Origin of the sequence: Bifidobacterium miconisargentati, assembly GCF_019331675.1 — a bacterium.
Taxonomy (GTDB): Bacteria; Actinomycetota; Actinomycetes; order Actinomycetales; family Bifidobacteriaceae; genus Bifidobacterium; species Bifidobacterium miconisargentati.
Map to the genome: position 1 here is coordinate 1 of NZ_JAHBBJ010000001.1, position 23,238 is coordinate 23,238.

Here is a 23,238-nt window from a genome sequence, read left to right on the forward strand (position 1 = left end):
CGCGGGCGCACGCGGATCTCGAGCACGGGCGTGGGACGCAGCGGCGAGTCGACGATCCGCGCGGTCTCGACGACCGTGCCTTTGACGTTGAGGAGCTGGTTGAATATGCTGTTCATCAGGCGCTTGCTGGTTGCTTGTTTATCTTGGTCGAAAACATCCTACCCAGGAAGCGCTCTTCTCTTACTCCCTCAACGGCTCAACGACGAACCCACACCCACGAAAACAACACAAGCGCCAGAAAAAGCCAGAACGCCGCGCAAGCGACAACGGTTCATCACAACAGCTCAAACCATCCGCACACGTCCCCGTCCCTCCCCACACGCCTGGAAGCAGAACAGACACCCATGAAACAGCACCCAAGGGGACAAGACACCGTCATGGAGCCAAAAGCGAGGAAAGGAAGGAGCGCGCCCCACCGTGAAGTCACTGGAGCACGCCCCAACCAATATGCACTGTCCCAGCATTGCCATGCCGGACCTCTCAAGCATACCCCGGCACGCCCGTCGCCTGACGAGAAGAACCACACCCGAGCACGACGCAACGAAGCAACGAACCACACGCACATCATCCCCGGCGCTCGCCAGTATGCCCCGACCAAACCAGACCCGAAACAGGAGCAAACGAGGCAAGGCAAAACGCGGCGTGGGCGGCCCGGGATTCCCGAATGGCCACCAACACGTGAATCGACCAAGGCCACCTGCGCGGCTCCCCATGCGCATTGCTGCTCGTCTACCGCCACGAGCGCGCGTCAAGTACCGCGTGCTTCCGGGTTTGCGTCACCACTTCCCATCATCGAAAAAAGAAAAAGGAACCAGTCACTGCCGCGCGGCGAGCATCACCAACACACGCACCAATACGACCCTACTGGTGACGCCATGTGACGAGGCGGCTCGCGTCGATGCGAACCGCATGTTCGACGCCAATCCAATGGTCCCGGTAACTGATACTCCCAGTCCATCCGCGCCAGGCATCGCCATTGTTCCTTCTCGTGTTGTCTACCAGTCGTGTGGTTCTTGCTCGGTTTGGTTTGCGGTTCGCTTGTTCGTTGTACGGGTTGCTATTCAATCACGGGGTAGGACGATTTGCTTCACTACTCTCATCACGCCCGTAAGCACGGATCATGCTCGCTGGTCTGATCATTGTGATGCTCGTCCTCGTCCCGAGGATTGACTGGGGAGCACCGGGGGCGCGGCGCGTATTCCTCCCCCGGTACTGATGGTCGGTCAAGCACCCGGTGCGTAGCAGCGGGTGCTGTCGCCTCCCGGTTCCCCTTGAGCGCTGTCGCGTGCGAGTCAAGGGGAACCACGCAGGGGCACGGGGCGAGTGCATCGCCCCGTCATGTGGTGTGTGTGGTGAGGAGTTGCGCGGGTGGCCTTGATTGATTCGCTGATTCATACAAGGCCATCCGCACGTCTTCTTGTCGTGCGTTTTGCTGGTTTTGCTTTTTGTCTCGGCGCGCACTATTGCGATTGGTTCGCCATCACGGTGCGTGTGCTCCCTGTCGTGGCGCGAGTGGTTCACGATTCCCGCGAATGAAGCATGTGCGCGGTCACGAGTGGCGGCGAGTGTTGCGTTGCGTGTTTTTCCGGGCTCGCGGCGCACTTCCTTCCTGTGTGTTTTCGGGGTTCCCTGTCCCCTGCTGGCCCTGGTTCTTGGCTTGTTTTTGGCTTCTTTCTGCGGTTCCGGAGGGTTTGACGGTCGTTTTCGCGTTTTTTGAGGTTCGGGGTTCTACTGGGGTTTTCCGTGACATAGGACGTTGTGAGTGCTGTACGTCAGGGGTTTTCGGGGCGGTCTTGACGCTTCTGCGATATTGGCCTGTCGTCCTATGTCATGCGGCTTGTCGTTCGCTTGTGTCGGTTCGGTTCCGGCCGTGTGGCGCTGTTCTCGTGTTGTTGCGTGGAGGTTCCCCATGGCCGCGAACTACCTGACCCCTATGGATAGGGGAATGCTGGATGCGGTGAATCGTTTCCAGTCCGTTTCCACACGTTCCGCGATCCGTCTTGCGGGCGGAACGTCGATGGCGAACAATGGCCGGTATGGCCAGAGACTGCGTTCGTTGGAGAAGCGTGGTCTCGTCGCTTTGAATGGCGCCGGTGACGGCGCGCTTGGCTCCGCGTTCTTCTGGGGACCGACCTCGAAGACGAGCCGCGCGATTGATTCGCCGTTGCAGTACAGCAAGGTGGATGTGCGTGCGCATACGGTGATGCTGTCGAGCATCGCGGGGCAGCTGATGCAGTGCGCCCTCTCGATTGACGATGACGTGCTGAAGGTCGGCTCCCCGAACAACGACTACCTGCATCTTGACGAGCAGCAGTGCTTCGCGGATGACGAATGGGAACGGCTGCGCGAGGAAATACTGGACGGCGACGCGGATCTCATCGCCGAGCATGAATACCGTCCCGTGTGGGGCAAGGTGGTGAAGCTCATCGAGCAGACCGCGAGTGACAAAGTGAAGCGGAACCAATACACGACGCCGGAGCGTGAACTGTACGCCGCGCGCGAGAGGCTCATCAACGGCTACCTGAAGCGTTGCGCGGAGCAGCCGATTGAGGAACCGTCCGGCGCGTACGAGGCCTGGTCGAGCATTCCCGAGGAGCGTAGCTACAACGACTATTGGCGTTGGGTGCTGATGAACAAGGACTATTGGTTCGATACTCGCTCGCATCGTTTCCTGGACTGGCGCGGGTACGAGCAGGCGGTCGGGATGAACCCGGACTTCGAACGCGATTCGATTCGCCTCGCGGATCATTGCGTGGACATGGTGGTGGCGCGGCCCGGCGGCTCCATCGCCATCGAGCTTGAACGGACGGCGAAGGACGTGCACGCGTATGAGCGGACAATGCTCGGGTTCTGCACCCCTCAGGCGGAGGTGACGTATTCGGCGTGCATCTGGATCGTGACGACGAGCACGACACGAGCGAAGCTGGAGGAGGCACGTTCCAATGTGCAGGAGTGGCTCGCGAACTGGTACGGCGGCGATGCGCCGTTCTTCGTTCCGCAGGTCATCCTCGACGCGCACTTGAAGGACGGGAAGTCGTACGCCACCGGCGCCGATGTGGCTATCGGCTCATTGATGAATCGTGGCGAGGTGAACGCGAACCGTCGCCGCCGCATCGAGCAGAACAGGCGGCGCTCCGCATCCATCCGCCGCTCCCTCGCCGCGAAGAAGCAGGCGCAGCGCGACGCGGAGATCCAGCAGCGGTACACGCCGCGCCGACCCGGCGGCGCTCCCATCCGCGTGGAGGAGTACGAGGAGAACCGACGCATCGAGGCGGAGAAGATGGCGCGCGTCACCGGGAACGCCAACGCGCCACACGCACGACCGGTACGACGAACCGGCACGGAGACGCAACGGCCAGTCGGGAACCGACCGACGCCCGCCCTGCCAGTCACGCCCATCGATGTGCAGGCGTGGGATGATTCACCGGCGGACGCGCTCGACGCGATGGACAGGAACATCTTCAACACGCCGCAGCCGCAGCAAGCCGCACGGCCAGCGGAACCGGTGGCGGGCGAACGCAGGTTCCGGCGCATCGCACGCCAGCCGCAGTCCGCGCCGCAGCTGAGCGAGGCCCAGCCGGTGAATGACGGCGCACCGGTCGCGTTCCCCTCCATGCAGCGAAGCACGACGACCACGAACCGCGACAACGCGGCGCCGGCCGCACCGGCTCGACCGGTGCCGACGCCGGACAACGCCAACGCCAACGCACAGCCGGGAACCGCGAACAGTGAGGCGAACGGATCCGGCTTCAACTACCTGCGCGCCGCACAGGAGGCGGAGCACCTGCCCGCGCCCGGCGAATCATTCCTCGACTGACGAGCACGAGGGCAAGCAGACGAGACGCAACGAAGGGGCGCAGGACCGAACAATCAATACGAGTTCGGTTTCGTTGGGGTCGTCGTTCGTCGCGTCGAGTGCGTCGTCGGCGAGGGTCGGGTATGTGTTCTCCCAGCCCTCGGGTATCGAGTCGGTCATGGCTTGTTCCTCCCTTCGGTTTTCCTCGTCACCGGGTTGCCGCCGGTGGTTGCTCCTTCAGCGTGATGTTCTTGTATGCCTCGTAGGCTTCTCGGATGATCCGCTGGAGGTTCGCGGGCATCTCGTAGTATTCGTCGTTCTCCTCGCGCAACATCTTCACCTCGAAGCATTCGTCGTAGTGGTACTCGTCGAGGAGCCGGTACGTGTTGGTGAGCCACTTGTGGAGTTCGGGTCGTGCGGCGAGGACGGGTCCCCATTCCTGGACGGGGTGGCCGGTGTGATGTTTGTCGTTCGCGGCTTCGACGATGCCGAGGATGGCCCCGGCGCTTGGCGTGCCGGTTTCGAGGTCGGTGCGTTCGAGCCCCTGCCCGTGCAGCGTCGCTATTTCGATGCCTTCGAGTTCGTCGAGTTCCGCCGCGTACCGGATCGCGTCGTTCAGTGCTTCCTCGTCCATCAGCGTTCCCCCGTCGGTTCCTCGTCGAGTGCGACGCCTCGTAATATCGGGTCGCCGTCGTCGTTGACGCCGGCCTCTTCGGCGAGGACCACGTCCCCGTCGTTCAGAACGTCCGTGGCGGTGTCGTCGGTGACGTTGGTTCCCACGCCGGGCTTGTCGGTGTCCTCGCCTACCGCTTGCACGGTGAAGCATACCCAGCCCAGACCACGGAGCAGCTCATCCACGCTGGCGCTCACGTCGGGCCCCTTTCCTACGACCATCACGTCCCCTTCCCAGGTATGAACCAATCACGCACGAGGCGGGTTGGATCTTGTCAGTTTCGTCAACAGGCGCATATCCCCACGACCGCGACCACACGACGACCACGACCGCACCCGCCACAGGCACGCCCACACAGGCCGCGGAGCCCAAGGGGCGAATGAAAACGGCGCGGGCGGTGTGGGCTCTCGTAAATCGGGCTTGGTTATGTTCCCCCACTCCACACGCGCCGCATTCATACCGTGTTTCCCTCCGGCCTCCTTCCCTGTCCTGTGCGTCTGATTCCGTCAGCTTCGATTGTTGGCCGTCGGATGCCATGCCTTGACAATGAGATCGCTGGCGGTCGGCGCGGCGCGGAGTTTGCCGCGTCGCGGCGCGTTGCGTGGAGCATGCGCCTCGCTTGGCGACACACATAGCCGTGTGGCTGGCGCGGGCGGGCCGTTGAACAGACCGGTGCACTTCGGGCTGCGTGTCTGATCCCTCGTGGTTCGCGTGGCGGCTGCCACCACGCGCCGGTATTCGCATCGAGCGTGATAGCGCGCAACATCCGCCGCAGCCCAAGCGTCAATCACCTGCGGCAGGAACATGGCGGGCACCTCACGTAGCTCGTCGGCGCTGGTGGCGGTGAGCGGATCGTACTCATACACGGTGGTGATGAGGAGGAGTTCGCTCATGGCGAGGGCCTCGGGGTATCGGGTCTTCGCGTCCAACGGACCGCGCCCGAGAAGGTACGCGGCGCGCGGCACGCTCGTGGCCTGACAGTCGCGCATGGTCCGCCTGTCGAGCGTGACGCCGAGGCCCGACACGGTCGTACCGTTCGCGCATTCCCATGCGTCGCGCCACTTCACGTAGAAGCGCGGCTGGATGCCAACCGGCATCTCGTCGCTGACGGGGCGACGGTGAGCGCGGTCCCACGCGAGGATGTTCTCCTCCACGCCGGGAACGCTTTCCTCGTTCACGTTCCTGTCGAACCCCGCCGCATCGATGTACAGCGGGTTCCCCGATGATTCACGCTCCGGACGAATGTACAGGCCAAGCCTCCACGTCGTATCGGGGAACCGCTCCAGACCAGCGAGCCTGATAAGCCTGTCGCTGAGACCAGCGCGCCTCGCAGCCGCCCGCGCCTCGCGCATCGGCGAATCATCCCACGTCAGGCACAGCAGCATGAGGCCCGAATACGGCAACACGAGACCGGGTTCGCCGATCGGAACGTCAAGCGGCACCGGCTCCACGAGACCGTTCGCCCGCGAATACGAGTACGGCTCCACCCAATCATGGTCCTCCGGCCGGAACAACGAACCAACCAAGCCAAGCACCTCCGCACGCTTCATCTCTTCCCCCGCATCATTCCCGAACGCCGGCCAGGCTCCCCGACCCGACACAGCGCCCTTGTCAATCCCGACAAGGCAATATCGCACGTCGGGAACGACGGCAGGTAACACATCGGGAAGCACCACGGGGAACGGCGCAAAGCATAGGACAGTCCTTCGGGAACCACCGTAGCCCGACCCTCATCGTTCATTCATTGATTGACGGCTGCCACTGCATCACTGGCCCGCCTTTCCTATTCATCTTCATCGCACGTGCGCGTCAGCCACGCACGTGCGGCGCGTTTCGCTTCGCTCGCCCATGAGCGGTTTGATGGTCCCGTCCGGATTGATGGCGTCGATGCCGTTCACGGTGAGGCTCGCGGCCTCGTCGGGTTCGAGGAGGCGCGCCCGTAGAAGGCTCCGGATGTATGCGTTGGATTGGATGTGCTCCTCGCGTATCGTGAGGATGTGCCCGGCGAGCCTGTAGAGCGCCACGAGGTCGCTCATCGCGTAGCCGCCGTCCATGGTGGGGATGACGAACCACTGGTTGGTCACCACGTCGGGCGTGAGCCTGCCAATCGCGCGTGCGACCTGGCGCGGGTTCTCGGCGTCACGCGCCTTGACGAGGCAACGCCGGTACCTGGACCGCGCCTGCTCGTCGGGCCGGTTCCCCTCACGCAGGTAGCGCTTCATGGATCCGTTCACGAGCCTGACGAGCTGCGGCTGCAACTCCTCGGCGAGCGGCTTCGCACGTCTCGTGAGCAGCTCCGTGAACGCCATGAGCCTCGCATCCGTCCGGGCGGTGCGGGGTCGATGTATGGGCGTGACGCGCGGTACCTCGCGCCGCGAATCCCCATGGGCACTCGGCTCGACTGGTTCCGACGCCACTGCATCGAACAGGCTCAGCCCGCGATCGTCATCGGCCGCCGCTGCGTCTCGTTTCCTCAGCACTCGCGCCGCCTGAGTGACGGCCTGCTCATTCGCGGCGGCCTTCCTCGCCGACCGCTTCGCACTTGCCGCGCCAGGCTCGGGACTCGCCTCCACCTCGGCCTCGTCATTCAGCTCGTGCGAGCCGCCGTTCTTCCTCAACCCATACGACATGACGTGCTCCCTCCTCCAGGTTCCCGTTCACCGCGCATGGCACCGAACAGGCCGTGCGTCACACGCTCATCGGGAAAACCACCACCAGCGCCGTGCTCGTCCTTCCCTTGGCCTGGTTTGACCAGAGACCACTCGCCCGCCCCCTTGTCTCATTCCCCGCTCGTGCTCGTTCGTGTTGTTCAATCCAGTGTCGCCCTCACCGTTTTTTGCACGCCGTCATTTGGACCGGCGTCGGCCCCCTCACGCTTACGTCGGCGCTCCTGCTCGGCGTTCCATCGGTAGCCCCACGCCTCGATGCTCCTGCGCTCGTAGCGCCGGTGGTTCGTGGCGGGGTCCACCTCGACCGTCGCGTCGAGCCTGTCCTCGCGGTACAACTGGTCGAGCCGCTGCCGGGAGATCCCGACGATGGCCGCCGCCTCGCCCGTGGTGAGCCACTCGCGTCCGTTCTCATCCATGCGCATGATGGTCAGTCCTCGCTCCCATTTTCGATTCGTCGGTTCAGTTCACCCAGTCGTACGTCGGCAGGGTCATCGGGTTCTTCGGCGTGGGCACCGCGCGGTTCTCCTCCCATGGCATATGGACGTAGAAGCGGATGGTTCCGGTCTCGCCGGGCTTGAGCGTGGGGTCGCTTGGCTCGAAGCGGTTCCGGTCGGCGATGTCGGTGCTGGGCGTCCGGCAGTCGAACGTGACCCTGGCCTGCTTGCCGCTGGGCGTGGTCGACTCGACGCGCAGCACCTTGCTGGCCTTCGCGTCGCCGTTCCCCGTGTTCCGCCAATCCAGCACGAGCATATGGACGTACTCATCCTTGTTCGCGCCGTCATACCCGGAGGGGATGCCGTTCCAGCGCAGCTCCCGCCTGCGGTCTGCTTCGAGGCGGGGCCATCGGAATCGGTCTTGCCCTTGCCCGGCTTGACCGTCACGCTGGACTGGGGCTTCGCCACCCCTTCATCCGCGTCGCCCGTCGGGCCGCAACCCGCGGCGAACCCCATGACGCGCGCCACGACCGCCGCAGCGGCGGCCAGGCGCCAGAATCCTCCCCTCACCATGCTCCACTCCCTCCGGAAACGAACCGGCCGACCACTTGTCAACCTCGACAAGGCCAATATCCACACGAACCGAAACACGCCACAACGCCAACCACACGCGCATAGTCGCACAGGAGAGCCATCCCCATGCGAAAAACGAGGACCACTTGTGCCCGCTACCGTCTTCGCACCGCCGGTCGTCCTGTGCGAACCGCGCGTACGCTCGCGGATCCATTCCCCATCCGGGCGAGCGAGGAGCGGGACGGCATTCGTCGGACGCCGCACTTCGCCGCACCGTGCCCATACATGATGATGGGCGCGCAGGCGGCGGCGCGGACGCCGCCGGGAATCGGACCGCGGGGAGGCAAGACGCGGCGCGGGTGGCCTTGGCCCATCGGAGAGGAGAAGAGGAGGGAGCGTGGAGCTGGTGGCCTCGGGGTTTCCGGCATTGGCCGATTCGAGGGTCCCGCGCGGTTCCTGATGTGTTTTGCGCTTGCCTTGCGTTCCGTGCCAATGGCGGTTCCATCGCCCGCGTTTCCCTGTGCGAAGTCGCATGGGAGCGTGGCCGTGCGACTTCGCACAAACCATGCAGCCGCCTTGCGCGGTGTCGGCGGATTCCGCTCCGGACGGGCGTTCCGATGCGGGGCATGGCGTCACTCAGACCTACTGCCGCTTGGGTTTCCGGGCGTGGCGGCCGCGCCTTGCGCGGTTTCGTTCGACCTGGGGTCCCTGTCGGGCGTCCGACACGCCGATGCGGGTTCCTCCGGCCTGTCGGAGCGAAGTCGCACAGGAGCGGTTCCGGTGAACCGTGGCGGAACGTCGGCGTTCCCCTCCCCGCCTACTGCCCATTGGGTTTCGGAGGGTATGCGAAGGCCCGTCCGGTGTGGTTCCGGACGGGCCTTCCTGTCATGGAGTTCCTGTGCGAATCCCTTCGGGACCCCTTGGTGCGACACGCCTCATGTCGTATGCGAAGTCACACAGGATGTATGATTGAGGGGCGTTCGCACAGGATTCGCATAGCGAGAAACGTTGGAATCAAGCCGATTGTCACTTCTTCGACACGTTGAACTTGAACTCGACGATGTCGCCGTCCTGCATGACGTAGTCGCGGCCTTCCTGGCGGAGCTTGCCCTCCTCCTTGATCTTGGCCATGGAGCCATCGGCGGCCACGAAGTCGTCGTAGGAGACGATGTCGGCCTTGATGAAGCCCTTCTCGAAGTCGGTGTGGATCACGCCGGCGGCCTGCGGGGCGGTCCAGCCCTTGTGGATCTGCCAGGCGCGCACCTCCTTGACGCCTGCGGTCAGGAAGGTCTGCAGGCCGAGGATGTCGAAGCCCACGCGGGCCAGCTGGTCGAGACCGGACTCCTCCAGGCCGGCGTCGGCGAGCATCTCGCGGGCGTCCGCCTCGTCGAGCTCGGTGAGGTCGGCCTCGAACTGGGCGTTGAGGAACACAGCCGGGGCCGGGGCCACGGAGTCGGCCAGCTTCTTCTTGAGCTCGTCGTTGGCCAGTTCGTTGTCGTCCACGTTGAACACGTAGATGAACGGCTTGGCGGTCATCAGGTGCAGGTCGTAGACGGAGTCCTTGTCGAAGCGGCCCTCGCGTGCGGCCTTGTCCAGGGTCTCACCGCCCTCGAGGATGGTCTTGGCCTGCTTGACGGCCTCCATGTAGGCCGGCTCGATCTTCTTGCCGCGCAGATCCTTCTCCAGCTTCGGCAGCGCGTTCTCGATGGTCTGCAGATCGGCGAGGATCAGCTCGGTGTTGATGGTGTCGATGTCGTCGGCCGGATCGACCTTGCCGTTGACGTGCACGATGTCGTCGTCCTCGAAGGCGCGCACGACCTCGCAGATCGCGTCGGCCTCGCGGATGTTGGCCAGGAACTTGTTGCCCAGGCCTTCACCCTCGGAGGCGCCCTTGACGATGCCGGCGATGTCCACGAAGGTCACCGTGGCGGGCACGATCTTCTCGGTGTGCACCAGCTCGGCGAGCACCGGCAGACGCTTGTCCGGCAGCGGCACGATGCCGGTGTTCGGCTCGATGGTGGCGAACGGGTAGTTCTCGGCGAGCACGTTGTTGCGAGTCAGGGCATTGAACATGGTGGACTTGCCGACGTTCGGCAGTCCGACGATTCCGATAGTAAGAGACATGATTCCCTAGCTTAGCTGTGGCGGTACCCGTTCAGCCGACGATGGCGTCCACGGCGTCGATCACCGCACCGCGGAACCCATCCTTCTCCAACCGGGCCACGCCCTTGATGGTGGTGCCGCCGGGCGAGCAGACCGCGTCCTTCATGGCGCCCGGGTGCGTGCCGGTGGCCATGTAAAGCGCACCCACGCCTTCGACCATCTTGGCGGCGAGACGGTATGCGGTCGCGCGCTGCAGGCCGTACTGCACGCCGGCGTCGCCCAGAGCCTCGATGTACATGTCCGTGAACGCGGGCGCGCAGCCGGCCACCACCATGGCGATGTTCATGTGCGCGGAATCCACGCGCTCGATGAGGCTGATCGGTTCGAACAGCTCCTCGAAGACGCGGGTCTCCTCGTCGGTCAGCGTGTTGTCCGTTTCGGTCACGAGCACGCCCTTGCCCACGGCCATCGGAGTGTTCGGGATGGTGCACTGGATATGGATGTCCGTGGGGGCCGCATCCTCACCGTCCTCGCCGGCGAACAGCGACTGGTACTTCTTGAGATCCCAGCCGGCCGCGATGGAGACCACGATCTTGCCGGGGCGGGCGAGTTCCCCGGCCAGCGGCTTGATCACGGTTTCGATCTGGTAGGGCTTGATGGCGATGATCACCACGTCAGCGGCGGCCACCACTTCGATGGGATTGTGCAGCGGCCGGGCGCCCACTTCGGCGCAGGTCCGTTCCAGCTTGTCGTAATGGGCGGCGCAGGCCACGATCTGTCCGCCGTTGACCACGCCGGCGTCGACCAGTCCCTTGGCGATGGCCTGGGCCATGTTGCCGTATCCGATGAATCCGATGGTGAGGTTGCTCATGCTGATTCCTTTCAGAACAGTTCTTCGAGGTCGCCGCGGTTCAGGGCCTCGTTCCACAGATGCTTGAACACCAGCGAGCCGTGCAGCCCGTCGTGTTCGAATTCGTTGGTCACCCAGGCGTGGCTGTTGCCCACGCGGCTCAGCGTGTCAAGCTGCATGCCGGAGTCCACGTACATGTCGTCGAAGTAGACGGCGGCCTGCAGCGGCACTTCGTTACGGGCCAGCTGCTCCTCGTCGTAGATCACGCCGAACCGCGTGTCGTCCATGAGCACGTCCATAGCGGGCTTGAACGGGCGCAGCGCACTCTCCTGCTCGAACATCCACGGGAACATCGCCTCGCCGGTGAAGTTGAGCGGGCGCACGTCGGTGCCGAATTCGGACCGGCTGTCACGCACGCGCTGCGCAGCCCAGCGGATGGGTTCGTCCAGCTCGCCGTTGGCGTAGATGAACTCCTGCAGCGGCCAGTACAGCGGGCGGGAGGAGGTGGCGTTCATCACCTTGGCCAGGAACTCGTCGGAAAGATCGGCGTCCGCGCAAGACGAACCGTCGCCGGTCAGGAAGGCGTCGTCGAGAATCCAATGCACCCGTTCGAAGCTCGGCTTCATGCCGAAATCGGAGCCGAGGCACTGCAGTCGTTCCACGGTCAGCGGATCGCCGTTCGGCAGCAGCGGGAATCCGTGGGCGGCCATGCCAGCGATCAACCCCAACCGGTGGTCGACGTCGGTTTCGGCCATGGAGCCAAGCACCGAATCGTTCAGCTTCGCGGTGAATTCGGCGACGTCTTCCACGGTCGGCAGCTTGTCCGCCAGGGTTTCCACGCGCTCCACGTCCTGCGGGTAGCGCGCATAGAACTGCGCGGTCTTACGGGCCATGCGCGGGAACGTGTGCTCGTACACCTCAGTGGCGTCGGCCGGCACGTGCGGGATGCCGCCGGTGGTGAAGCTGGCGATTACGCCGGCCGGGAACAGTGACAGGTAGGTGAGCGTCAGGAACCCGCCGTAGCTCTGGCCCATCGTGACCCATTTGCGGCCGCCGAATTCGGTCAGGCGCAGGTGTTCGAAGTCGCGCACGATGGAATCGGCTAGGAACTCCTTCAGGTAGTCGGCCTGCGCGCGGGCGTCAGCACCGGCGGCAGCCAGTCGGGCCATGGTGTGCGTGTCCACGCGGGAGGAGCGTCCGGTGCCGCGCTGGTCGGGCAGGATCACGCGGAAATGCTTGGTGGCCTCCTCGATCCAGCCGTCGCTGGTCGGGCTGTTGAGTCGCGGGCCTGCGCCGCCGGGGCCTCCCTGCAGGAAGACGAGCAGCGGCAGGTCGTCGTGCACGTGTTCGGGCGTGGTGACCACCCGGTAGAACAGTTTGATGGTTTCGCCGTCGAAGGCCTGGCCGGGTTCATGGCCGGTCCAGTCCAGCGGCACATCGATGGAGTGGTCCTCGATGGCGAGGCCGGGTACATAGTATTTGCTCAGCATGGTCATGTCCTTGACTCTAGCCCACAAATCAGTCCTGCGGGTGATGCCGGCTGGCTTGCGGACGGGTTAGCCTTGGGGACTATGGAAATTCCGGGATGGTTTGTGCGCGCCCGCGCCTGGTTCTCCGGCAGGTCGGGCCGCATGCTGGTGTTCGACGCATTGCTGGGCGTGATTTTCGTCGGCCTGTCCGTGCCGATGGTCACCAGCACGGCTTCGGAAACCAATCCGGGTCTGCTGTTCTCCTCGTCCGCGCTTTCGATGATGCTTTGGGAACTGCCGATCATGGTGCCGATGACGTTGCGCCGCGTGCGTCCCGAACTTGCCGCGTGGCTGTACGTGGGGTTGACCGTCGCCCATCTGCTGGCCGGCCCGGCGGCGGTGTACAGCGACTTTCTGGCACCGGTGCTGTTGTATTCGGTGCTCGTGTACGGCGGCGCGCGGCATACGACGCGATTCGTGGCGGTGGCGTTCGCGATGAGCGTGCTGACCGGAGCGGTGTGGTCGGTCGCGTTCAATCTGGGCCCGCTGTTCGGCACCGGCGATACCGGCACCATCGTCTGGACCGGCTGGCTGCCCACCGCCACGACCCTGCCGGTGTGTCCGGGTATTTCCTCGATCGATGCAGTCAGTTCCGCGTCCGGTTCCTGCGGCACCAAAATACTGGAGGACGCCGCCATACTGGCCGCGATAATCGGATTGAGCATGCTCAGCGTGACCGTGATGGCGTTCTGGCAGCGGGCCCGGCGGGCCACGGTGGAGGCCATGCGCGAGCGCAACGCCTCGATCATCGCCCGCGAGGCGGAGGAGACTCGCATCGCCGCGCTGGCTGAACGTGCGCGCATCGCCCGTGACATGCACGACGTGGTGGCGCATACGTTGTCCACGATCATCGTGCAGTCGGACGGCGGCCGGTATGCGGGGGCTTCGGATCTCGAGGTCGCGCGGAAGACCATGGGCACGATCAGACATGAGGCCGAGCGTGCACAGCATGACATGCAGCGGCTGTTCTCAGTGTTCGGCGCGCGTTCCGGCACCGGATACGCCGATATCCCCTCGCTGTTCGATGGGCCCTTGGTCGTCTCCCGCAATGTCACCGGACAGGTGGCCCCGGATCGTCTTGGCGCGAAGACGAGCGAGGCGGTGTTCCGTCTGGTGCAGGAGTCGCTGACGAACACACGCAAGCACGCCGGCGCCGGCGCCCGGGTCAAGATCGACGAAATCTGGTCGGACGACATGTTGTCCATTACGATTGCGGACAATGGTCGCGGCGCCGCTTCGGCCGCGGACGGACACGCGCCGGGCTACGGACTGATCGGCATGCGCGAGCGCGTCGAATCGGCGGGCGGCAGCGTCACGGCCGGGCCAGGGCCGAACGGCGGGTTCATCGTGGCGGCGACCATTCCGCTCTCCCCCGCAGCCGAAACCGCCGGTAACGCCGATTCCGTGAATGCCTCCGAAGGCATGGAATCGGATGGCAATCGTATCGGCAGCCGTTTCGACGATGCCGAGCGATCCCGCATGGCAGCCGGCAACGTCGATGCCCATACGCGGCCCAGCGTCATGCCCGCCACATCGCTCTCCCGTGCATGGACCCGCCTATGGTCCCGGATGCGAACGTTCGCTCGACAGCTCAAGTCCAAGCCGCTCGACCAGGGCGACGGGTATGAGCTGAATTGGATCGGACGCCTGTCCCAGTGGACCGAACGCCACTACCTACTGGTGGACACGGCATGCGCCGTGGCGCTGATGTCACTGTTCGATTCGGCCACGTTCGGTGATCTGCAATGGCAGACGACCTATGGATCGGGGGTTCCCCACCCGGTGACCACGACACTGACCATCATTCTGTTGGCCCCGTTGGCGTTTCGCCGTCGTTTCCCGGAGGCCAGCGCGCTGGCCGTAGCGATTATGGGCTTCCTGCAGCTGTTGATCGTGCCCACCGTACTGACGATCAACATGTTAGCGTTGGTGTTCGTGTATTCGGCGGTGCTGTACGGCCGGGAACGGGTATGGCACTGGGTGAGTGTGGCACTGGTGATCGATGCGTGGATGTTCGGCGTCAAGATAATGGCCGGGTGGAATGGCGAGAGTTCGCTGGCCCGATTCGTGCTGTCCGCCAACTACGGAACGCTGAACAAGTGGGGTATCGTGCTTTCCGGACTGCTGCCGGGCGGCATGGTGATGCTCGCCGGGTTCGCCTGCATCGCGGCAGCACGGTGGATTCGTTCGCGCGGGTCGAACGCGCTGGTGTTGCAGCAGCGTGAGGAGGCGTTGCGCGCCGAGCGGGAGCGGCAGAAGGTGCTGGCGGCGAATCTGGAACGTGAGCGCATCGGCGCTGCCATGCAGGCCGAGGTGATGGCCACACTGGAATCGGTGATCGTCCAGGCGGATGAGGGCTTGGCCATGCTGAACGCCTCTCCGGCTCCCGACGGCGCGCAGATCGCGGCCTCGTTCGCCGCTATCGGCGCGCGCGGCCGTGCGGCGCTGGCCCATATGCGAGGATTGCTGAAGGTGCTGCGCGAGACCGGTTTCAGCGACGAGGCGCACGAGGGCGTGCAGCCGTCGATGCAGCTCGCGCCGGCGGCGTCGCTGGACAGTCAGCTGCATGCGGCCGGGCGCGGTCAGTAGCCGCAGACCGACCGCGATTTTCGGAAGGCCCTGTTAAACCAAGATTGACATGGCCCTTATTCTTGGCTCCCCTTGTCAGGACATTGCCGTAAGGCAAACAGTGAAGCTGTTTGTAGGCAATGTGTGAGACGACAGTCGAGTCAGCGGAGCGCGAACGAAGTTCGTCCTTGATTGCGGTAGAGCCGTCGGCGAAGCCGACTGAGGGGTAGTCAGACATGGATTCATGTCAACCTTGGTTTAACAGGGCCTTCCGAAAAGCTCCGTCAGGCCCGAGATCGGCACGTCAATGCTGTCCGGGCCTTTGTCAGAGGGCTTATCGGCGAAGTCGGCTGAGAGATCGTCTGCCTCGGCGCAAATCGATCAACTTTCAGGGAACAATCAGGGTGGCCGTGAACCGTCATCCGTAAAGAGCATGGATAGAGTGGAAGGCATGAACGAAAGCAACAGCATTCGCGTGGTCATCGCGGACGACCAGGAACTGGTCCGCGCCGGATTCGCCATGGTGATCGGCTCGCAGCCGGATATGGAGGTGGTCGGACAGGCCGGTGACGGTGGGGAGGCCGTGACGTTGTCCGAAACGTTGCGCCCGGATGTGGTGCTGATGGATGTGCGTATGCCCGGTATGGACGGGATCGAGGCCACGAGGCGCATCACCGCGCTGACGGGCTCGGTCGGTGGCGCCGATGCGCAGGCAGACGCGCTCCTCCCCCGCTCCACGCGCGTCATTATTCTGACCACATTCGATTTGGACGAGTATGTGATGGCGGCGATCAACGCCGGTGCGTCCGGGTTCCTGCTGAAGGACACGGAGCCGGAGACGCTGCTCAATTCGATCCGCACGGTGTTCAACGGCAACGCGATCATCGCGCCGTCCGCCACGAAGCGGCTTATCGAGAAGATGATGCAGGACGGCTACGCCACGGGCAATGCGTCGGGCGGCGTAGCGAACGTTGGCATGGGTGCCGATGCCGCGGGCGTTCCCGGGGACGGCATCGGCACCGGAGGCTCCCCCGCTGTCGGAAACCCGCCGGCTGGCATCTCGGCCGCGAATGGCTCACAACCGTTCTACACGGATCCGGAACTGGACCTGCTCACCGACCGCGAACGCGAGGTGTTGGTGGAAATCGCCCACGGATTGAGCAACCAGGAAATCGCGGACAAACTGTTCATCTCCCTGCCCACGGTGAAGACCCACGTGGCGCACATCCTGGCGAAGATCAACGCCCGCGATCGCGTCCAGGCCGTCGTCTTCGCCTACGACAACCGGCTGGTATAGCTTTTGGCTCCCCTCTCTGAGGGGAGCTGTCAGCGAAGCTGACTGAGGGGAGTACTGATGCGATGAGCTCCCCTCAGTCTCACTTCGTTCAACAGCTCCCCTCAGAGAGGGGAGCCAGCTTCACATCCCCCGTCAGGCTTCGGCCAGAGCCTCCACCAGCTGAGCCGTGAAGCGGGAAGTCCAGTGGACTTCCCGTAGGCGAAGTGAGCGGCCATGCCGCGAAGGCCGCCGGTGGAGCGGCGGCCGATGCCGTCAGGCTTCGGCCAGAGCCTCCACCGGCGGCACGCTCACCGCACGGCGGGCCGGGGCAACGCTGGCGAGCAGGGCCGCCACCGCGGCGATGCCGAGCATCAGTCCGTTGCCGGCCCAGTCGAACGGGAAGACCACGTTGCCGTACAGGCTGAACACCATGTACGAGCCGAGCCAGCCGAATCCCGTACCGAGCAGTACGCCCGCCACACCCGAGACGAGCGAGAGCAGCAACGCCTCCACCGCAAGCGAGCGGCGCAGCTGCCCGCGGGTCATGCCGATGGCGCGCAGCGTGGCGGATTCGCGGGTGCGTTCGATCACGGACAGCGAGAGCGTGTTCGCCACACCCACCAGCGCGATGAGCACGGCCACCGCGATCAGTCCCACGAGCAGCGCCATCATGCCGTTGATCATGGTCTCCCACATCGAGCGTTCGGCGATCGGCCCGGACACCGTCACGCCATCGGATGCGGAGAACGCCTGCTGCACGTTGGCGAGCACGTCGCTCATCGCAACTCCCGCGCCTTCAGTGTCCACGCGCATGAGCAGCATGTGCCCGGTAGCGTCGAGGTCACCGTCCGTGAAACGCTCCTCGTTGACGAATGCCACGGCATCGTAGTTCGCGGAGACGCGGCGGAAATCGGTCTGCTGCGGTTTCAGGGTGATGGACTTGCCGGTCGCACCGCCCGTATCCGTTCCATCCGGATTCGGCTGGAAAGTCATGGTCTTGCCGAAGGTGATGGGTTTGCCATCGGTCGAACCGTATCGCGGCAGCAGCACGCTGTCCTTGCCGATGACGACTCCGTTCAGGTCGGCCTTCATCACCTTCGCCAATGCGGTCTCGTCCTTGACGCCCACGAGCAGCACGGTCAGCTTCTTGCCGTTGGAGGTCGTGGTGTACATCATGGTGGTCGGCGCGTATACCGAGGCGCTCACGCCCTTGGTCTCGGCGGCTTCGGTGGCCTGTCGGTCGGTCATGTCGCCGATGGCCACCATGTCCACGCTGTAACGATGGTCCAGGGCTTCGCCCATGGTCTGCTTGGCGCTGGTCGCACCGGTGGCGATGGTGGCCACGAGCGTGACGCCGATGAGCAGCGCCGCGCCGGTGGCGGCGACGCGCCTCGGATTCTTCTGGATGTTGGCGTGCGCTATCTTCGCGCTCGGACCGCTCAGCGCCACGACCGAGCCCACACCGCGCATGAGCAGCGGCAGCCAGAACGCGGCGGACAGCACGAGCGCGAGGAACACGAACGCGCATCCGGCGATCGCGGCCAACAGCACCGGACCGTAATGGTCATTGGCGAGCGAGTCATGCCCGGCGCCGAGCTCATGGATCTGCCACGCGCCGAACGCGCATAGAGCCAGTCCCGCGGACAGCAGCATCGTGGACAGCACCGCCCGCATGGTGCCGGCGCGGCGCGTGTCGGTCAGTTCGATGGGACGCAGGGCCTCGAGCGGAGTGACCGCCGTGGCCGATCGCGCTGAACCGAACGAGGCGATGATGGTCATCACCATGCCGAAGAGGATCGGTACGGCGAACACCTGCCAGCTCATGACCAGTCGCACGCTCATGCCGGTGGAGTTCATGATGCCGGAGGCGCACAGCACCGCCATGAGTCCGGTGCCGAGTGCCACGCCGAGCATGGATGCGATGAGGCCGAGCACGCCGGCCTCGAACAGCACGGAGGCATACAGCTGGCTTTTCTTCGCGCCGATGGTGCGCAGCAGGGCGAGCGTGCGGCGGCGTTGCGCGACCAGCACCTGGAAGGTGTTGGCGATGACGAGCGCGGCGACGAGCATCGCGAGCGCGCCGAAGCCCATGAGGAACGTGGTGACGATGTTGGTGCCGTTGGCGCTCAGGGACTCCACGGCGAGCCGGTTGGCTTCGTCGCGATCCACAAGACGGCTGTATCGGGGCAGCAGACGGTCGATGGCAGCCGTGTCGGCTTTGGTGCCGAGGTCGAGGTAGACGACGGTGGCGTTGACCTGGTTGAAGTCGGAGACGCCGTTGGCGGCGGCCATGAGGTCGTCGGAGAGGATGGATGCGCCGCCGTCGTATGCATAGGCGCCGTTGGGGTCGTCGGTCAGGCCCGTCACACGCGCTTCGACGCCGTCGGCGGAGCCCTGGCTTCCGTCGGCGCTCCAGCGGGATGCGACTCGCACCGTATCGCCCACGCGCAGGCCGAGCTGGTCGGCGATGTGCTCGGGCAGGGCGATCTCGCGGTTGTCGACGGGCCGGTCACCATGTGTGACGGTCACGGGCAACAGGTTCGTCTCGCCCGTGTTGATGGCGCTGCCGGTGGCGTGGCGGGTGCCATTGGATAATCTGATGTTGGCGACGGTGACGGCGCGCACGCCTTTGACGCCTTCGACGGTGCGCATGCGGTCGAGATGGTAGTCGGCCACGGTGCGCGAGTATGCCTCGTTGGCCTGCGCGTCGGTGGGATGCTCGGGCAGGTCGGGCATGACCATCGCGTCCGCGCCGGCATAGATGGCGGTCTGCTGCCGGATGATGGAGTCGTTCATGGCGTTGCCGAACAGGAACGTGGATGCGATGAATGCGGTGCCGATGAGGATGGCGATGCCGGCCGGGATGAGCATCCTGGCGCTTTTCTTCATGAGTTTGAGGGTGATGGAGAACATGCTGGTCACGCTCCTTGGTTCAGCGTGCGTGACGGGCGGCGGCGACGGCGGCGTGGCGGGCGCCACCCGTCTCCGGCAGCACGTCGTCGGTGATCGGCAGATGGGCCGGCCCGTTCACGCCGGCGAGACGCGCGAGTTTGTCCGCGGAGGTGGAGGTAACGGCGGCGCGTGTGGCGCGTTCGCGCTCGGCCATGAGCAGTTCGTTCATGGCTTCGGCGGTGGGATGCGCCTCGTCGGCCACGATCCGGCCGTCGGCGAACACGATGGCACGGTCCGCATAGGAGGCGGCGACCGCATCATGGGTGACCATGACGATGGTCGCGCCGAGCTCGTCGACCGACCTGCGCAGGAAGGAGAGCACTTCGGCGCTGGAGACGGAGTCGAGGTTGCCGGTGGGCTCGTCGGCGAAGACGAGCTTGGGCTTGGTGATCAGGGCGCGGGCGATGGCCACGCGCTGCTGCTGGCCGCCGGAAAGTTCGGCAGGCCGGTGGTTCAGCCGCTGCCTGAGTCCCAGGGTCTCCACGAGCATGTCGAACCAGGCGCGGTCCGGCTTCTCGCCGGCCAGGGTGAGCGGCATGAGGATGTTCTGCTCGGCGCTGAACATGGGCAGCAGGTTGAAGCTCTGGAAGATGAAGCCGATCTTGTGGCGGCGCAGCAGGGTGAGCTGCTTGTCGTTCATGCGGGTCAGGTCGGCGCCGCCGAACATGATGTGTCCGGAAGTGGCGGAGTCAAGCCCTGCGAGCGTATGCATGAGCGTGGATTTGCCGGAGCCCGAGGGGCCCATGATGGCGGTGAAGCGGCCGCGTTCGAAGCTCACGTTCACGCCGCGCAGCGCATGCACGGCATTGCTGCCGGTGCCATAGTCCTTGACCAGGTCGATGGCCTGGATGGCGATGCCGCGCGGGTCCATGGTTGCGGGCGGCGCCGGCGGCGTTGCGGTCGCGGTCGCATGTGCGGTTGCTGACGGCATGGCGGAATGCTGGGGGTTCATAGTCATCTCTTCCTGAAATTCCGGACCCTGTGCCCGGATGATGATTCCAACCTACGGCCCCGCGTCCGCGCACCCCATCGTGCGCCGGGCTGAATCATTCCGCCTCGAATCCCGCCACATCATCCCCGAGGATGAGACGATGCCGACGACGAAATAAGGGAAGCCCGCACTGCATGACGTCAGTGCGGGCTTCCCTGTTTCCTTGAGTCAAGTAATGGTGTCGGAAGGTTCCCCATACGGCGGCGGCCCCATCGCGACGCACCCCATAAGCGTCGCTCCCCTTCGGGTCCGCCGACCAGCCTTCCGGACGGTGTTACTTGGCCAGGCCGGAGGCGCGGACGGCCTCGAAGCCGCCCTTGAGGTCATCGAGGATGTCCTCGATGTTCTCGGTGCCGATGGACAGGCGGATGGTGCCCGGGTGGATGCCCTGATCCTCGAGCTCCTCCGGGGTCTCCTGGGAGTGCGTGGTGGAGGCCGGGTGGATGACGAGGGACTTCACGTCGGCCACGTTGGCCAGCAGCGAGAACAGGTGCAGGTTGTCGATGAAGACGCGGGCCGCGTCCTTACCGCCCTTGATGTCGAAGGTGAAGATGGAGCCGGCGCCGTTCGGGAAGTACTTCTTGTACAGCTCGTGGTCGCGGCGGCCTTCGATGGCCGGGTGGGAGACGGACTCGACTTCCGGCACGGTCTGCAGGTACTCGACGACCTTCAGCGCGTTCTGGACGTGACGCTCGACGCGCAGGGACAGGGTCTCGGTGCCCTGCAGCAGCAGGAAGGCGGCGAACGGGGACAGGGTGGCGCCGGTGTCGCGCAGCAGGATGGCGCGGATGCGGGTCACGAAGGCGGCGCCGCCGAGGGCCTCGTAGAAGTTCAGGCCGTGGTAGGACGGGTCGGCCTCGGTCAGGGTCGGGAACTTGCCCGGCACCTCGGCCCAGTTGAAGTTGCCGCCCTCGACGATCACGCCGCCGAGCGTGGTGCCGTGGCCGCCGATGAACTTAGTGGCGGACTCGACCACCACGTCCGCGCCGTGCTCCAGCGGACGGAACAGGTACGGGGTGGCGAAGGTGTTGTCCACGATCACCGGCAGATGATGCTTATGGGCGATGGCGGAGATGGCCTCGAAGTCCGGCAGGTCGGCGTTCGGGTTGCCGAAGGTCTCGAAGTAGACGAGCTTGGTGTTCTCCTGGATGGCGTCCTCGAAGTTCTGCGGAACCTCCGGGTCGACGAAGGTGGTGGTGATGCCGTCGCGCGGCAGGGTGTGCTTGAGCAGGTTGAAGGTGCCGCCGTAGATGTTCTTGGAGGAGACGATGTGATCACCGGACTGGGTGATGTTGCGCACGGCGTATTCCACGGCGGCCGCACCGGAGGCGACGGCCAGGCCGGCGGTGCCGCCTTCGAGGGCGGCGATGCGGTTCTCGAACACGCCCTGGGTGGAGTTGGTCAGACGGCCGTAGATGTTGCCGGGATCGGCGAGGCCGAAGCGGGCCTCGGCGTGGTCGAAGTTGTGGAAGACGTAGGAAGTGGTGGCGTAGATCGGCACCGCACGGGAGTCGGTGGCCGGGTCGGCCTGCTCCTGGCCCACGTGCAGCTGCAGGGTTTCAAAACGGTACTTCTTGTTCTCGGCCATTGGTGTGCTCCTTGCTGTTGTGCTTGGTCGCGAGGTTCTTTTCCTCGTCACCCGCCTGCCGTGTTCGGCGGTTGGCGAGGTGTTGGTTATGAAGGTACGCGCGCCGCACCGCCTGAGGCAAGCCGATCGTTATCGGGGTTGCCTATAGACCCTTATAACCCGTTGGGATCATTGGGCTCAGAGGTGCCATGCATGTCCGAAAAAGTCGTCTCGATACGTGCGACACGCCGGGCACGCGCAACACGCATCGACTACAGTCGGCTTCGTTCGATTCCACCATTCCATCCGATGATTGGAGCAATTCATGGCTGACGTTACGTTGTACGATCGCGACCCGCTGTACATTCCGCGCGTGGCCGCCGTGCATGACATGTGCGGTTACGGCAAGTGCTCGCTGACCGCGGCCATCCCGATTCTTTCGGCCGCCGGCTGCGATGTGTGCCCGGTGCCGACCGCCCTGTTCTCGGCGCACACCCGCTACGCGGTGTTCACCTTCCATGACACCACCGATATCCTCTCCGGCTACCTTGACGCATGGCAGAAAGAGAACGTGGACCTGGACGGCGTGTACTCCGGTTTCCTGGGCTCGCCCGATCAGGTGGCGATCATCCAGCGCCTGTACCGCGAGTACCCGAAGGCCCTGCGCCTGGTGGACCCGGTCATGGGCGACGCCGGCCAGATGTACCCCACCTACACGCCGGAGCTGTGCGAGGCGATGGGCGCGCTGGCGGACGGCGCCGACGTGCTCATGCCGAACCTCACCGAGGCCTCGATCCTCACCAAGCGCGACTACCCGGGCCAGGATCTGGACGACGCCGCGGTGACCGACCTGCTCGACGCGCTGCTCAAGCTGGGTGCCAAGAACGTGGTCCTCAAGGGCATCGACCACGGCGACGGCAAGATCGTGAACTACGTGGCCAGCGCCTCCACCGGTGCCGAGAACAAGATCGAGCTCGCACATGACAAGCTGCCGTACATGATCCACGGCACGGGCGACGCCTTCGCCTCCGCGCTGTGCGGCGCCGTGCTGGCGGGCCGTGGTCTGGCCGAGTCCGCCGAAATCGCCGGCGAGTTCGTACGCCATGCGATGGAGAGCACCCGTCACCAGCCCAACTTCGAGGAGCGCGGCGTGAGCTTCGAGCTCAACCTCGGCGAGCTCACCGCCCTTGTGAAGTGACTTTTCTTGGCTCCAGCAAAACCTTGGCTCCCCTTGTCAGGGGAGCTGGCCGCGGAGCG

At 64.8% G+C, this 23,238-nt stretch carries 16 protein-coding genes; 4 read left to right on the top strand and 12 right to left on the bottom strand.

Annotated features, from left to right (window positions below; genetic code table 11):
• Positions 1-1,909 precede the first annotated feature (1,909 nt).
• Positions 1,910-3,817 carry a hypothetical protein gene (locus tag KIH81_RS00005; RefSeq protein WP_214303518.1) on the top strand — a complete coding sequence of 636 codons (1,908 nt, stop codon included), beginning with the start codon at positions 1,910-1,912 and terminating at the stop codon, positions 3,815-3,817.
• Between the two features lie 187 nt (positions 3,818-4,004).
• Here the strand turns inward: KIH81_RS00005 and KIH81_RS00010 are convergent, their stop codons facing one another.
• The 9 genes from KIH81_RS00010 to KIH81_RS00050 form a co-directional block, all read right to left on the bottom strand.
• Complete coding sequence (locus KIH81_RS00010) at positions 4,005-4,430, bottom strand: hypothetical protein (protein WP_214303519.1); 426 nt, start codon at positions 4,428-4,430, stop codon at positions 4,005-4,007.
• Entirely contained in the window at positions 4,430-4,690 is a 261-nt protein-coding gene (locus KIH81_RS00015; protein WP_214303520.1) for a hypothetical protein, read from the bottom strand. Before KIH81_RS00015 ends, KIH81_RS00010 begins: the two co-directional genes overlap by 1 nt.
• Before the next feature lie 285 nt (positions 4,691-4,975).
• Positions 4,976-6,019: a hypothetical protein gene (locus tag KIH81_RS00020; RefSeq protein WP_214303521.1), complete on the bottom strand. Its 1,044-nt coding sequence runs from the start codon at positions 6,017-6,019 to the stop codon at positions 4,976-4,978.
• Positions 6,020-6,262: 243 nt separating this feature from the next.
• The gene (locus KIH81_RS00025) at positions 6,263-6,778 is read right to left on the bottom strand and encodes a hypothetical protein (protein WP_214303522.1); all 516 of its coding nucleotides are present in this window, start codon (positions 6,776-6,778) and stop codon (positions 6,263-6,265) included.
• A gap of 500 nt (positions 6,779-7,278) precedes the next feature.
• Positions 7,279-7,560 carry a hypothetical protein gene (locus tag KIH81_RS00030; protein ID WP_214303523.1) on the bottom strand — a complete coding sequence of 94 codons (282 nt, stop codon included), beginning with the start codon at positions 7,558-7,560 and terminating at the stop codon, positions 7,279-7,281.
• Positions 7,561-7,597: 37 nt separating this feature from the next.
• Positions 7,598-7,888: a hypothetical protein gene (locus tag KIH81_RS00035; RefSeq protein WP_214303524.1), complete on the bottom strand. Its 291-nt coding sequence runs from the start codon at positions 7,886-7,888 to the stop codon at positions 7,598-7,600.
• A gap of 1,283 nt (positions 7,889-9,171) precedes the next feature.
• Positions 9,172-10,269, bottom strand: coding sequence for a redox-regulated ATPase YchF (ychF, locus tag KIH81_RS00040; RefSeq protein ID WP_214303525.1), 1,098 nt, complete (start codon positions 10,267-10,269; stop codon positions 9,172-9,174).
• A 31-nt stretch (positions 10,270-10,300) separates the two neighbouring features.
• Positions 10,301-11,119, bottom strand: coding sequence for a pyrroline-5-carboxylate reductase (proC, locus tag KIH81_RS00045; protein ID WP_214303526.1), 819 nt, complete (start codon positions 11,117-11,119; stop codon positions 10,301-10,303).
• 11 nt (positions 11,120-11,130) lie between these two features.
• Positions 11,131-12,594 carry an alpha/beta fold hydrolase gene (locus KIH81_RS00050; protein ID WP_214303527.1) on the bottom strand — a complete coding sequence of 488 codons (1,464 nt, stop codon included), beginning with the start codon at positions 12,592-12,594 and terminating at the stop codon, positions 11,131-11,133.
• 75 nt (positions 12,595-12,669) lie between these two features.
• Between KIH81_RS00050 and KIH81_RS11925 the strand changes: the two genes are divergently transcribed.
• Together KIH81_RS11925 and KIH81_RS00060 are read left to right on the top strand one after the other, a co-directional pair.
• The gene (locus KIH81_RS11925) at positions 12,670-15,216 is read left to right on the top strand and encodes a sensor histidine kinase (protein WP_236029015.1); all 2,547 of its coding nucleotides are present in this window, start codon (positions 12,670-12,672) and stop codon (positions 15,214-15,216) included.
• A gap of 430 nt (positions 15,217-15,646) precedes the next feature.
• Positions 15,647-16,492, top strand: a complete 846-nt coding sequence (locus KIH81_RS00060) for a response regulator (protein WP_214303528.1) — start codon at positions 15,647-15,649, stop codon at positions 16,490-16,492.
• 252 nt (positions 16,493-16,744) lie between these two features.
• Here the strand turns inward: KIH81_RS00060 and KIH81_RS00065 are convergent, their stop codons facing one another.
• The 3 genes from KIH81_RS00065 to KIH81_RS00075 all read right to left on the bottom strand — a co-directional run bounded on the left by KIH81_RS00065 (position 16,745) and on the right by KIH81_RS00075 (position 22,002).
• Positions 16,745-19,384 carry an ABC transporter permease gene (locus tag KIH81_RS00065; protein ID WP_214303529.1) on the bottom strand — a complete coding sequence of 880 codons (2,640 nt, stop codon included), beginning with the start codon at positions 19,382-19,384 and terminating at the stop codon, positions 16,745-16,747.
• Between the two features lie 19 nt (positions 19,385-19,403).
• Positions 19,404-20,294 (bottom strand): ABC transporter ATP-binding protein, encoded by an 891-nt coding sequence (locus tag KIH81_RS00070; protein ID WP_214303726.1) that lies wholly within the window; start codon positions 20,292-20,294, stop codon positions 19,404-19,406.
• 394 nt (positions 20,295-20,688) lie between these two features.
• Complete coding sequence (locus KIH81_RS00075; protein WP_214303530.1) at positions 20,689-22,002, bottom strand: O-acetylhomoserine aminocarboxypropyltransferase/cysteine synthase family protein; 1,314 nt, start codon at positions 22,000-22,002, stop codon at positions 20,689-20,691.
• Between the two features lie 304 nt (positions 22,003-22,306).
• Here KIH81_RS00075 and KIH81_RS00080 point away from each other — a divergent pair, with 304 nt between their 5' ends.
• Positions 22,307-23,179, top strand: coding sequence for a pyridoxamine kinase (locus KIH81_RS00080; RefSeq protein ID WP_214303531.1), 873 nt, complete (start codon positions 22,307-22,309; stop codon positions 23,177-23,179).
• The last annotated feature ends 59 nt before the right edge of the window (positions 23,180-23,238 follow it).